The organism is Ruegeria sp. AP11 (assembly GCF_056535865.1).
On record NZ_JBQFJB010000001.1, the window covers coordinates 2526192 to 2539776 of the forward strand.

The window sequence follows — 13585 nt, forward strand, 5'->3', positions numbered from 1 at the left end:
GAATTGCCATGCAACACGCCCCACTAAGTGATCTTGAGATAGCAGAAAAAATGGCCGACGCGGCGCGGGCGGCCATTCTGCCGTATTTCCGTCAGACCAACCTGCAAACGGACAACAAGCTTGCCGATGGGTTTGATCCGGTGACCGTCGCGGATCGCGAGGCTGAACAGGCCATGCGCGCGGTTCTGGCCAGACATCGCCCCGACGACGGCATTTTTGGCGAAGAGTTCGGACAAAGCATCGGCACCAGCGGGCGCGTCTGGGTGCTGGATCCGATTGACGGCACGCGCGGCTTTATCAGCGGCACACCGACCTGGGGTGTCTTGATTGCGCTGAGCGATGAATCCGGCCCGATGCTGGGTGTGATCGACCAGCCCTATATTGGTGAACGGTTCGTCGGCGGCGGCGGGCAGGCCTTTGTTCAAGGTCCCCTGGGCCATGCTGAGCTTGCGACGCGTCCGACACGTACGCTGGATCAGGCCATCGTTTTCACCACCTTCCCCGAGGTCGGGTCCGAGGCCGAGGCCGCAGCATTCCGGGCAGTTGCCTCGCAGGCAAAACTGACCCGCTATGGAATGGATTGCTATGCCTATGCGCTGCTGGCAGCGGGGCAGGTCGATCTGGTCATCGAGGCTGGGCTGAATGCCTATGACATTCAGGCCCCGATAGCCGTGATCGAAGCTGCGGGGGGTGTCGTCACCGACTGGCAGGGCAACCCTGTTCATGAAGGTGGGCGCGTGCTGGCGGCTGCCACGCGTGAACTGCATGCTGCTGCACTGGATATCCTGCGTCAGTACTAAATTCGGTTGCCGTCATGCCACGGAATCCTTAAACTATATATGGCTGGTTCTTACGCCCGTTTTCCACCAGCCCTGCACTTCACGCATGAGACGGGCCTATGCGGGAGTGCAAGAAAATGACCGAATTCCTGATTAAGAACGCCGATCTGATCCTGACGATGGACGACTCGCGGCAAGAGCTGGCGGGTGCCGATCTGTTGATCCGAGACGGGCAAATCGCCCGGATTGGCCATGGCCTGACCACTGTCGGAGAGATCCATGATGCCTCGGGATGTGTGGTGACGCCCGGATTGGTGAACACGCATCACCATCTTTATCAGACCCTGACACGCGCGGTGCCCGGCGGGCAGGACGCGCTGCTGTTTGGCTGGCTGCAAACGCTCTATCCGATCTGGTCCCGCTTTGGCCCGGAAGAGATGTTTGTCTCCGCCCAGATCGGCCTTGCGGAACTGGCGCTGTCGGGCTGTACGCTCAGTTCCGATCACCTGTACCTTTATCCGAACGGCGCGCGGCTCGAGGATACGATCCACGCCGCCGCCGAACTGGGTCTGCGGTTCCACCCTACACGTGGCGCCATGAGCATCGGCGAAAGCGATGGGGGCCTGCCGCCCGATGCGCTGGTCGAGGCCGAGGCGGCTATTCTCGAGGATATGACCCGCGTCGTCGATGCCTTCCACGACCCTTCCGATGGGGCGATGTGCCGTGTCGGTCTGGCTCCGTGCTCTCCGTTCTCTGTCAGCCGTGAACTGATGCGCGACGCGGCTCTTCTGGCCCGCGATAAAGGCGTAATGCTGCACACGCATCTTGCCGAGAATGATGAGGATATCGCCTATTCACAGGCCCAGTTCGGCTGCCGCCCCGGCCAATATGCCGAAGACCTCGGGTGGACAGGATCGGATGTCTGGCACGCCCATTGCGTGAAACTCGACGGGGCCGAGATCGATCTCTTTGCGCGTACCAGAACAGGTGTTGCCCATTGCCCCTGTTCCAACTGCCGCCTCGGTTCGGGCATCGCCCCGATCCGCGCGATGCGCGACCAGGGTGTTCCGGTCGGGCTCGGGGTTGATGGATCGGCCAGCAACGATTGCAGCAATCTGGTGTCAGAGGCACGTCAGACCATGCTGCTGCAACGGGTCGCGAACGGGGCCGACGCCATGTCGGCCCGCGAAGCGCTCGAGATCGCTACGCGCGGTGGCGCGGATGTTCTGAACCGCCCCGATTGTGGCCGACTGATGCAAGGTAAACGCGCCGACATTGCCATCTGGGATGTCTCTGGCATCGAAAGCGCCGGCAGCTGGGATCCGGCGGCCCTGCTGCTTGCGGGACCAACCGTCGTTAAACACCTCTTCGTGGAAGGTCGTCAGATTGTCCGCGATGGTCAGATTACCACAATCGATCTGCCAAAGGCAATCGAAACGCAGAACCGTCTCGCGCGCGCTCTGATCGACTAGCGGATCCGTCCTTCATCTGGCCAAAAATACTCCCGCCGGAGGCACGCGCCGCAGGCGCGTCCCTCTTACGTTTGCGCCTTTGAGCCACCGATCCAGACATCGGCCACCGCTCGGTCATCCCCCATCATGATGGTCGGAAACACCGCTTCCCACAAATCCTCTGCACAGGCTTCACGCTGCGCGATTGCCGGGGTCGAGGCGAGATCAAGGACGACCAGATCCGCCTCCATCCCAGCCGCGACATTGCCGATGCAATCGTCCATATGCAGTGTCCGGGCCGAGCCGACGGTCCCCAGCCAAAGCAATTGTGCCGGATGCAGCGGGACACCCCGCAGCTGACCGATCTCATAAGCCGCAGCCATAGTCCGCAGCATGGAAAAGCTGGACCCGCCGCCGGTATCCGTGGCCAGCCCGACACGATGGCCTTCGCGCATCAAGCCTGCCATATCGAACAATCCTGACCCGATGAACGTGTTCGAGGTCGGGCAATGGATCAGCGCCGCGTCCATCTCACGCAGCCGATCCCGCTCGCGCTGTTCCAGGTGGATGACATGGCCATAAAGCCCGTTTTTGCGCAGCAGACCAAACTGTTCGTACGTATCCAGATAATCCCGCGCATCGGGAAAGAGGGACCGGACCCACTCGATCTCATCCGTCTGTTCGCTCAGGTGGGTCTGCATCAGGCAATGCGGGTATTCCCCCCACAGCGCCCCCATCGCCTCAAGCTGTTCCGGCGTCGAGGTCGGTGAAAAGCGCGGCGTGATGGCATAAGACAGCCGGTCGATGCCGTGCCATTTCTCCAGCAACGCCTGCGACTGATCATATGCCGTTTGCGCGGTGTCGCGCAGACCCTCGGGGGCGTTGCGGTCCATGCAGGTCTTGCCCGCAACCACCCGCTGGCCCCGCGCCTGAGCGGCCGAGAAAAATGCATCCACGCTTTCGGGATGCATGGTGCAAAAGCTGCACATTGTCGTGGTACCATGGGCGGCGGTCAGGTCCAGATAACGGTTGGCGATCTCCGACGCATAAGCCATGTCGCCGAACTTCATTTCCTCAGGAAAGGTATAGCTGTTCAGCCAGTCGATCAGTCGCTTGCCCCAACTGGCGATCATCGCGGTCTGAGGGTAATGCACATGCGGATCGATAAAACCCGCCATGATCAGATGGCTGCCATAGTTCACGATCTCTGCCTCAGGATGCGCCCGCCCAAGATCCGATGCCGAGCCCAACGCTGCGATACGTCCGTCCTCGATCACAAGTGCCTCGTGCAACGCTACTGCATCGGTCGGCTCGCCTTCGAACGGCGATCCGTCAAAGCTCAGTACGCGCCCTTTCAAAAGCGTCTTTTGCGCCATTTTCCCTGTTCTCCGCGTGTTTTGGACCGTTCTTCAGCATAGGGGGGCGAAAGATGCGGGTAAATCCGAGCATTGTCATTGTTTTCCGGTAGCTGCTTCTTCTATCAAGAAGCAATCGCGCGGAATGAGGGGCAGAGCATGACCACAGGCATTGACGAAGCCGGACACGATCAGCCCCGGGATGAAGACGCCTATGCGCTGGACATGCGAACCGTTGCGGCCATCCTCTATGCGGTGGAGGTCGAGGATCGCGACAAGCTGATCGAGTTGATGGATCCGCTGCACGCGGCCGACATCGCCGACCTTCTGGAACAGATCGACCCCTATGAACGGTCCCGGCTGATCCGCCTGTATGACAAGGAATTTGACGGCGACATCCTGTCCGAACTTGACGAGTCGGTTCGGGAAGAGGTGATCGATATCCTGAACCCCGACGTGCTGGCAGACGCTGTTCGGGATATGGAAAGCGACGATGTCGTCGACCTGCTGGAAGACCTCGAAGAGCCGCAGCAAGAGACCATTCTGGACGCACTGGAAGATTCCGAGCGGATCGCAGCGGAACAGGCGCTGTCCTATCCCGAGAACTCGGCGGGCCGTCTCATGCAGCGCGAGGTGGTCATGGCGCCCGAGCACTGGACGGTGGGGCAGGCCATCGATTTCATGCGTGCCAACGACGATCTGCCCGAGCAGTTCTATCATGTCATTCTGGTCGATCCACGGCTGAAACCCGTTGCGCAGATCACGCTGGGCAAGCTGATGGCAACCCGGCGCGAAGTTTTGCTGCAGGACATTGCCGAAGAAGAATTCCACATCATCCCGGTCGATCAGGACGAAGAAGACGTCGCCTATGCGTTCAATCAGTATCACCTGATCTCGGCCCCGGTGGTGGATACCGACGGGCGTCTGGTCGGCGTGATCACCATTGATGATGCGATGGTGGTGCTGGATGAGGAATACGAAGAGGACATGCTGCGCCTCGCCGGTGTTTCGGACGAAAGCTCGATATCGGACAGCGTGGCCGCGACCAGCAAGCGGAGGTTGCCGTGGCTGGGGGTCAATCTGGTTACCGCGATCTGTGGGTCGCTGGTGATTTCGCAGTTCGAGGCGGCTATTGACCAGTTGGTGGCGCTGGCGATCCTGATGCCCATCGTGGCGTCGATGGGCGGCAATGCGGGCACGCAGTCGCTGACGGTCGCTGTGCGCGCGCTGGCAACGCGTGACTTGACGAGCTCGAACGTGGGCCGCGTTATCCGGCGGGAATTGCTGGTCGGGATGCTCAACGGCTTATGCTTTGCCATCGTGCTGGGCACCGTGGGTATGATGTGGTTCGATTCTCCGCTTCTGGGTGTCGTGATCGGATCGGCCTTGGTCGTGAACATGATCATCGCGGGCTTTGCAGGTACGGTAGTACCGGTTGTGCTGGACCGTCTGGGCGTTGACCCGGCGCTGGCGTCGGGGACCTTTGTGACCACCACAACGGATGTCATGGGGTTCTTCATATTCCTGGGGCTGGCCAGCGTGGTGCTACTGTGACCGATACGACCGATCTGACTGAAATCAAGGCGGCGGCCCGCAAGGCTGCCTTCGCCCGACGCAAGGCTGCCTTTGACGCGCGGCCACCGGGCGCGGCAGGCCGTCTGTCCGAGGTTCTGGCCGGGCACCGTGGCGTTCCCATCTCGGGTTACATGCCCATCCGTACCGAGATCGACCCGCTGCCCGCCATGGCCGAGGCTTCAGCCTACGGCCCGGTTGGTGTGCCGGTCATTCAGGCCGCAGGCCAACCGCTGCGCTTTTCGCGCTGGACGCCCGAAGGGGGCCTGAAAGACGGACCGTTCGGCGCCATGGTGCCCGAGGTGGATGATTACTTTGACCCGGAAATCCTGATCGTGCCGCTGGTGGCATTCGACGCGAAGGGCGGGCGGCTGGGCTATGGCGGCGGGTTCTATGACCGCACACTGGAGGGCTTGCGCGCCAAGCGCCCGACGCTGGCCATCGGCTTTGCCTTCGATGCGCAGGAAGACGAGGGCCTGCCACTGGAGCCAACCGACCAGCCGCTGGATATGGTGATCACCGAAAGCCGCGTGCTGAGCTTCTGAAACAACGTCCCGAGCGACAAGAACGGTAACGGCCCGGTATTCTGTTGTTTTTGTTGCCGACTGGCTCTAGGACCGCTGGTATGAAGATACTTTTTCTGGGTGACGTGATGGGCCGCGCGGGGCGTGCGGCCATACAGCAGCATTTGCCACGTCTGCGTGACGAATGGCGGCTGGATTTCGTTGTGGTCAATGGCGAGAACGCCTCGAACGGGATGGGCCTGACCGGCGATCATGCCAAACTGTTGCTGGATGCAGGCGCGGATTGTGTGACGCTGGGTGATCATGCGTTCGACCAGAAAGACATGCTGCAATTCATCGAGAAAGAGCCGCGCATCGTGCGCCCGGTGAACTTTGCCAAAGGCGCGCCGGGGCGGGGACATCGGCTGTTCACCGCACCGGGCGGACGCAAAGTGCTGGTGGTGCAGGTGCTGGGGCAGGTCTTTATGAAACGACCGTTTGACGACCCGTTCTCGGGCGTTGAACCGATCCTGAAATCGCACCCGCGCGGCGGACAGGCGGACGCCATCATCGTCGACATGCATTGCGAGGCGACCTCGGAGAAGATGGCGATGGGTCACTACTGCGATGGCCGTGCCAGCCTTGTGGTGGGGACGCATACGCATGTGCCCACGGCGGACGCTCAGATCCTGCCGAATGGCACCGCCTATTTGACCGATGCGGGGATGTGCGGCGATTATGACTCGGTCATCGGCATGGATAAACTGGAACCGATGCGCCGGTTCATAACCGGGATGCCCAAAGCCCGGTTCACGCCCGCAAATGGCGAGGCCACGCTGAGCGGCGTGTTCGTCGAAACCGACGACCGCGACGGGCGCGCAAAATCTGTGCAGATGGTCCGCATTGGCGGGCGATTGCAGCAGGCTGGCCTCTGAAAACCACGTCAGGCTTGCTCTGCTGCGCGCAATGCGAGACACTGACGTTCAGGCGCGTATGCCAGGCCAGGGTTCGGACAGAATACCAAGAATGCAATTCCTTCAACTGACAGAGATGGGCAGCGCAATCGTGGCGCTGATGATCGTTGCGGGCATGTTCGTCATGTTCCTGCGCGAGGTCTACCCGACCGAAGTGGTGGCCATCGGCGGCGTCGCCCTGATGCTGGCCACCGGCATTCTGCCGTATCAAAGTGCGCTGGCGGTGCTGTCGAACCCCGCGCCGTGGACCATTGGCGCCATGTTCATCATCATGGGCGCGCTTGTGCGGACTGGGGCGCTGGATGCCTTTACCTCGACCGCGCAGAAGCAGGCGCAGGTCAACCCGCGCATCGCCATCGGGCTGCTTATGGGCTTTGTCGTCATCGCCTCGGCCTTTGTTTCGAATACGCCCGTTGTGGTGGTGATGATCCCGGTCTTCATTCAAATCGCGCGGACGCTGGATGTACCGGCCTCCAAATTGCTGATCCCGCTCAGCTATGCGGCCATTCTGGGCGGCACTCTGACGCTGATCGGCACCTCGACCAACCTGCTGGTTGACGGCGTGGCCCGCGCACAGGGCATGACGGCCTTTACCATCTTCGAGGTGACGCCGCTGGGCATCGCCGTCGTGATCTATGGCATGGTCTATCTGCGTTTCATCGCGCCGCGCCTGCTGCCCAACCGCGACAGCATGGCCGACCTGCTGAGTGACCGCTCCAGAATGAAGTTTTTCACCGAGGCCGTCATTCCCCCGGACAGCAACCTGATCGGTCGCGAGGTGATCGGTGTGCAGTTGTTCAAACGTCCCGGCGTGCGCCTGATCGACGTGATCCGGGGTGATGAGTCGCTGCGGCGCAACCTCAAAGGGGTTGAGCTGCGTGTGGGTGACCGGGTGGTGCTGCGCACCGAAATGACCGAGCTTCTGAGCCTGCAGAGTAACAAGGAACTCAAGCGGGTCGATCAGGTCTCGGCGGTTGAGACCAAGACCGTTGAGGTGCTGATCACGCCGGGCTGTCGGATGGTCGGGCGGACGCTGGGCGCGATGCGTCTGCGCCGTCGCTATGGTGTGTATGTGCTGGCGGTGCATCGCCGGAACCAGAATATCGGGCGTCAGTTGGACGACCTGACGGTGCGCGTGGGGGATACCCTGCTGTTGGAAGGTTCGCCTGCGGATATCCAGAAACTGGCCGCCGACATGGATATGGTCGACGTCACCCAACCCTCGGCCCGCGCGTTCCGGCGCAGCCACGCCCCGATTGCCATCGGGGCGCTGGTCGGGATTGTCACGCTGGCCGGATTGGGGGTCGCGCCGATCCTGCTGCTGTCGATCATCGCCGTCGCGGTGGTCCTGGTGACTCGCTGTATCGATGCGGATGAGGCGTTTTCCTTCGTCGAAGGCCGCCTGCTGGCGCTGATCTTCGCGATGCTGGCGATTGGGGCCGCGCTGGACAAATCCGGCGCGGTTTCACTGATCGTCGAGGCTGTGGCCCCCGGACTGGGCATGTTGCCGCCGTTCCTGATCATCTGGGCGGTTTACCTGCTGACCTCCATCCTGACCGAGCTGGTGTCGAACAACGCGGTGGCCGTCGTCGTAACGCCCATCGCCATCTCGCTGGCGCAGGCGGTGGGGATCGACCCGCGCCCGTTGGTTGTGGCGGTGATGGTGGCGGCCTCGGCATCGTTCGCAACGCCCATCGGCTATCAGACCAACATGATGGTGTATGGCCCCGGAGGATACCGGTTTACCGACTTTTTGAAGGTCGGCGTGCCGCTCAACCTGACGGTTGGCTTGCTGGCATCGCTGCTGATTCCGCTCATCTGGCCCCTGTAGCACCGGCGCGGAATCGCCGACCCGAGGGGGGCAGGTCTTGTAAACGATAATCTGGTCACAATCTTTTCGGTAACGACGCACGCGAAAGGATGGGATCATGCCGTTTCCCAAACTCGGACAGGCCATCGTGGCCGGAGCAGTCATACTGGCCCTGCTGGGCAGCCAGAGCCAAGCCGGCTCGGTGACCGGGACCGCGACATATCGCGAGCGCATTGCCTTGCCGGAAGACGCGACGCTTTATGTCGAGTTACAGGATATTTCACGCGCGGATGCGCCTGCGGTGACATTGGCCGCGCAACGCTATGCGCTGACCGGGGTGCCCGCCGAGTTTGAGCTGAGCTTCGACGACGCGCTGATCCGCGACGGGATGACCTATGCCATAAGCGGATCGGTCTATCGTGATGGTGAACTGTTGTTTACCACCGACACCGTTCATCCGGTGCTGACCAACGGTTCGGGGGACAGCGCCGATCTTGTGCTGGTGCAGGCCGGCAGTCAGGATGCAGTGATGCTTGAAAACACCGACTGGACTGCAATCGGCATCAATGGCGCGGTCGTACAGGCCGAGCGCCCACCGCAATTGTCCTTCGGGCAGGGCGGCTCTTTCGGTGGTTTCGGAGGCTGCAACCGGTTTACGGGGCAAGCCGAAATGACCGGGGATCGCTTGGAATTTCCTGACAACATAGCGGCCACGCTTATGGCCTGCCCGCCAGCGATGGAAGAGGTCGAAGACCAGTTCTTCGCCGCCCTGCAAGGCGTGACCACCTATGCCGTTGCAGGCGACGGTCTGGTCTTGCTGGATGGCGCGGGCGAGCCGGTTCTGAAATTCATCCGCACCCCGTAATCAGGCTACGGCGCGCGACCGCCCGGCATTGCGGCCCGAGAAGATGCAGCCGCCCAGAAACGTGCCCTCCAGCGCGTTATAGCCGTGATAGCCGCCGCCGCCGAAGCCCGCGACCTCACCGGCAGCAAACAGGCCGGGGACGACCTGACTGTCTGCTCTGATCATCTGGCTGTCGAGATTGGTCTGCAATCCGCCCAGCGATTTGCGGGTCAGTACATGCAGCTTGACCGCGATCAGCGGGCCGTTTGACGGATCAAGGAATCTGTGCGGCTTGGCGGTGCGGATCAGTTTGTCGCCCCGGTAATTGCGCGCCGCGAGGATCGCCATCATCTGCGCGTCTTTCGAGAACGGGTTATCGACCTGAGAATCCCGCGCCTCGATCTGGGCGCGCAGATGGGCCTCGTCAATCAATCCGCCGCCCAGCTGGTTCATGCCGGTAACCAGTTCGGTCAGGGTGTTGGCAACAATGAAATCCTCGCCCTTTGCCTTGAAAGCCTCGACCGGACCTGTGGCTTTCGAGCCGGACAGGATGCGCTGACGGATCACTTCTTTCCAACTGCCCGAGGTGAAATCGGGATTTTGTTCCGAACCTGACAGGGCGAATTCCTTCTTGATCACTTTCTGCGTCAGGACGAACCAACTGTATTCGTGACCGGTTTTCAGGATTTCGCGCAGCGTGCCCAACGTATCGAACCCCGGCAGGCAAGGTGGTTTCAGCCGGTTGCCGCGCGCGTCGAACCACATCGAACTTGGGCCGGGCAAGATGCGAATGCCATGTGCGGGCCAGATCGGATCCCAGTTGCGCACGCCTTCGGTGTAGTGCCACATCCGGTCGCCGTTGATGACATGCCCGCCCGCCTTCTCGGCGATCGGAATCATCCGGCCATCCACATGGAACGGCACACCCGCGACCATATCCCTTGGCGGTTCCCCCAGCCGGTCGCGTGGCCAGTTTTTGCGCACCATCTCGAAATTGCCGCCGATCCCACCCGAGGTGACGATGACCGAAGGCGCATAGATCTCGAATTCGCCCACTTCATCGCGGTTGGTCTTGCCGCCGCGCTGGGCGGTATCGTCGGCCAGAACCTCTCCGGAAACGCCTTTGGCACAGCCGTTCTGCATGATGATGTGGCTGACCTGATGGCGGAATTTCAACTGTATCAGCCCGGCGCTGATGTGCTCTTGCACACGGCGGACGAAGTGTTCCAGCACACCGGGCCCGGTGCCCCATGTGATATGAAAGCGCGGGACCGAGTTGCCGTGACCATCCGCATAGGATCCGCCGCGCTCGGCCCAGCCGACTACCGGGAACCAGCGCAGGCCCATCGTATGCAGCCATGGGCGCATCTCACCAGCGGCAAATTCCACATAGGCCTCGGCCCATTTGCGCGGCCACGCATCGTCATCCCGGTCGAACTGCGCACTGCCCATCCAGTCGCGCAGGGCAAGATCGTGGCTGTCGCGGATGCCCATGCGGCGCTGTTCCGGGGTGTCGACCATGAACAGCCCGCCAAGGCTCCAGAACGCTTGTCCGCCCAGGAAATGCTCAGGCTCTTGATCTACAACGATAACCCGCTTGCCCCGGTCGCCCAGCTCGGCTGCGGCGGCAAGCCCGGCCAGGCCCGCGCCGACAATGATCGCGTCTGCGGTATTGGTGGTCATGCGATGGCCCCTCGGATCGGTTGCGGCGGTTGTGCCGTCAGCCTAGGCGAGGGGTCACGGATCAGGCAACCGCGTCGTGGGGTCAGCCATAACGCTGCGCAAACCGGCGCAGGATTTCGCCCGGCTGCGTGACATCAGCGGCGTGGCACATATCGATCAAACCTTGCGCATCGTCAGGCGGGAAATAGCCGTGATCCTTGTAGATATGGATGCGCTGTTCAAAGTCCTTGGCATCCGCTTCGGGGTGGAACTGAGTGGCATAGACATTTTGCCCCCAGCGGATCATCTGAAACGGACAGGGGTCCGAGGCCACCAGATGCACGCAGCCATCGGGTAGGGATTGCACTGCCTCTTTGTGTCCGACAAAGGCTTCGAATTCCGGTTGCAGGCCAGCGGTCAAAGGGTCCGCTGCACCATCCTCGGTCAGGCGACAATCGGAAGGCCCGACCGGTTCGCCATACTGCCGTTTGCTGACATCGCCGCCCAGATGCGCAGCCAGGATACCCAGGCCATAGCAGCAGCCCATGAACGGGTGATCCTGCGCGGTGATCTGCGGCATCAGCCCCATGATCGCGCCTTCAATCCTTGCATCCAGTGCGGATTTGCTGGCCGGATCGTCGCTGACGCAGCCCGGCCCGCCGCCCACGATGACACCGGCATAGTCGGTCACATCCAGCCCTTCGGGCAGGTCTTCGCAATCCAGCCGGATGCGATGGGTCTGCGCCGGGACCAGCCCGGTTTTATCCAGAATCGAGGCATATTCGGCATCTGACGCGTCGGTTTCCGGGCGCAGTTGCAGGATCAGAAAGCGTTTCATGCGCAGCCTTTAGCCTTCAAAGCGGCCAGAACACAAGGATCGAGGGGATTGAGACAGCGATGATCAACACCTCCAGCGGCAGGCCCATGCGCCAGTAATCGCCGAAATGATATCCTCCGGGTCCCAGAACCAGCGTGTTGTTCTTGTGCCCGATGGGGGTCAGGAACGCAGCCGAGGCCGCCACGGCCACCGTCATCAGGAACGGATCTGGCGAGACCTCGAGCGTGCGCGCCATCTGTATCCCCACAGGGGCTGCGACAATGGCGGTGGCCGTGTTGTTCAGCACGTCCGACAGGGTCATCGTGACCACCATAAGGACCGTCAGAATGGCCCATGCAGGCAGCCCGTTGGTCAACTGGATCAGGGCGTTGGCGATCAACTCGGTCCCGCCCGAGGTTTCCAGCGCACTGCCCAGCGGGATCATCGAGCCCAGCAGGACCACCACAGGCCATTCGATGTGATTGTAGATATCCGCAATCGGCATGATCTTGGTCAGAACATAGGCCACCACAACCAGACCCAAGGCGATGGGCAGATAGATCAACCCTATACTGGCGGCCAGCACAGCCGCCGCGAACAGGCCGATGGCCAGCCACGCCTTATCGTTGGCCGTCACGTTCAACCCGCGTTCCGCCAACGGCAGACAGCCCAGCCATTCGGTCACATCCGCGCTGCGGTCGCGCGGGCAGAGCAGCAGCAGGATATCACCCGGTTCGACCTCGGTCTTGCGGACCTGTTCGCTAATGCGGCGCCCCTGACGCGAGATGCCCATCAGCACGGTACTTTGCCGCCACGCCAGCCCCAGCGCTTGCGCGGTGCGCCCGGTGATGCGGGCGCTTTCGGGGGCGACAACCTCGATCACCTCCAGCCCGTCGCCCTCGGCTGTCAGCACTTCCTGCCGCCGCGTGTCCGAGAAATCCAGATTGAGCGCGGCGCGGAATTCATCCAGCGCTTCGGGTCGCGCCTCCAGCACCAGCGCATCGCCTTCGTGCAAGGTCGCGTGGGCCGAACGCCCATAGCGGCGCTTGCCGTCCCGGATCAGACCGATGATGGCCACGTCGGATTTCTCGGCCGCTTCATACAGCTCGCTGACCCGCTTGCCGATATGCGGTGACCCGGGCGGAACGGTCAGTTCGGCGATGTATTCGGCCAGAACCTCCGAGGTCTCCTGTTGCACGCCGCGGTTGGGGATTAGACGCCAGCCGATCAACGCCACAAAGGCCAGACCGGCAATGGCCGCGATCCCGCCGACGGGGGCGAAATCGAACATCTGGAACGGCTCCCCCAGTGTTTTGGCCCGGATCGAGGCGATGATGATATTCGGCGGTGTCCCGATCAACGTTGCCATCCCTCCAAGAATGGTGGCGAAGCTCAGCGGCATCAGCGACAGGCCCACCGGGCGCGCCGCCTTGCGGGCGGTCTGGATATCGACCGGCATCAACAGCGCCAGCGCCGCTACATTGTTCATGAAGGCCGACAAGACGGCACCGATCCCGCCCATCAGCGCGATATGGGCGCCGAGGCCTCGCGAGGCATCGACCAGTGTTCGCGTGATCATGAACACCGCTCCTGACCGCACCAGACCGGCAGAAACCACAAGCACCAACGCGACAATGATCGTGGCAGGGTGTCCGAACCCGGCGAAGGCATTGTCGACCGGGACAACTCCCAGCGTAACTGCAATCATCAGGGCGGTGAAGGCCACAAGGTCATACCGGAACCTGCCCCACAGCAGCATTCCGAACACGGCGATGAAAAGGGAAAAAAGAATGATCTGATCTGTCGTCATGTCGCCAC

At 61.9% G+C, this 13585-nt stretch carries 11 protein-coding genes; 7 read left to right on the top strand and 4 right to left on the bottom strand.

The genetic code is table 11. The features are described 5' to 3' along the window. The first annotated feature begins 8 nt into the window (after positions 1 to 8). Positions 9 to 800: a histidinol-phosphatase gene (gene hisN / locus ACR3E4_RS12690; protein ID WP_480530189.1), complete on the top strand. Its 792-nt coding sequence runs from the start codon at positions 9 to 11 to the stop codon at positions 798 to 800. Positions 801 to 916: 116 nt separating this feature from the next. Beyond that, on the top strand, positions 917 to 2251 hold the full coding sequence (locus ACR3E4_RS12695) for an 8-oxoguanine deaminase (protein WP_480530187.1): 1335 nt from the start codon (positions 917 to 919) through the stop codon (positions 2249 to 2251). A 65-nt stretch (positions 2252 to 2316) separates the two neighbouring features. On the opposite strand, the gene guaD is transcribed toward ACR3E4_RS12695, so the two are convergent. After that, positions 2317 to 3606, bottom strand: coding sequence for a guanine deaminase (gene guaD / locus ACR3E4_RS12700; protein ID WP_480530185.1), 1290 nt, complete (start codon positions 3604 to 3606; stop codon positions 2317 to 2319). 138 nt (positions 3607 to 3744) lie between these two features. Between guaD and mgtE the strand changes: the two genes are divergently transcribed. The 5 genes from mgtE to ACR3E4_RS12725 all read left to right on the top strand — a co-directional run bounded on the left by mgtE (position 3745) and on the right by ACR3E4_RS12725 (position 9309). Next, positions 3745 to 5139 carry a magnesium transporter gene (mgtE, locus tag ACR3E4_RS12705; RefSeq protein WP_480530183.1) on the top strand — a complete coding sequence of 465 codons (1395 nt, stop codon included), beginning with the start codon at positions 3745 to 3747 and terminating at the stop codon, positions 5137 to 5139. Further along, entirely contained in the window at positions 5136 to 5702 is a 567-nt protein-coding gene (locus ACR3E4_RS12710) for a 5-formyltetrahydrofolate cyclo-ligase (protein WP_480530181.1), read from the top strand. Before mgtE ends, ACR3E4_RS12710 begins: the two co-directional genes overlap by 4 nt. A gap of 80 nt (positions 5703 to 5782) precedes the next feature. Then, a complete protein-coding gene (locus ACR3E4_RS12715) occupies positions 5783 to 6595 on the top strand; it encodes a TIGR00282 family metallophosphoesterase (protein WP_480530179.1) in 813 nt (270 codons plus the stop codon). 91 nt (positions 6596 to 6686) lie between these two features. Continuing rightward, positions 6687 to 8465 carry an SLC13 family permease gene (locus ACR3E4_RS12720; protein ID WP_480530177.1) on the top strand — a complete coding sequence of 593 codons (1779 nt, stop codon included), beginning with the start codon at positions 6687 to 6689 and terminating at the stop codon, positions 8463 to 8465. A 97-nt stretch (positions 8466 to 8562) separates the two neighbouring features. Then, positions 8563 to 9309, top strand: coding sequence for a YbaY family lipoprotein (locus ACR3E4_RS12725; RefSeq protein ID WP_480530175.1), 747 nt, complete (start codon positions 8563 to 8565; stop codon positions 9307 to 9309). On the opposite strand, the gene ACR3E4_RS12730 is transcribed toward ACR3E4_RS12725, so the two are convergent. From ACR3E4_RS12730 to ACR3E4_RS12740, 3 genes are all read right to left on the bottom strand, one after another. After that, positions 9310 to 10971, bottom strand: coding sequence for an FAD-binding dehydrogenase (locus ACR3E4_RS12730; RefSeq protein ID WP_480530173.1), 1662 nt, complete (start codon positions 10969 to 10971; stop codon positions 9310 to 9312). It lies immediately after the preceding gene. A gap of 82 nt (positions 10972 to 11053) precedes the next feature. Further along, a complete protein-coding gene (locus ACR3E4_RS12735) occupies positions 11054 to 11788 on the bottom strand; it encodes a glutamine amidotransferase (protein ID WP_480530171.1) in 735 nt (244 codons plus the stop codon). 16 nt (positions 11789 to 11804) lie between these two features. Then, complete coding sequence (locus ACR3E4_RS12740; RefSeq protein ID WP_480530169.1) at positions 11805 to 13577, bottom strand: SLC13 family permease; 1773 nt, start codon at positions 13575 to 13577, stop codon at positions 11805 to 11807. Between the last annotated feature and the right edge of the window lie 8 nt (positions 13578 to 13585).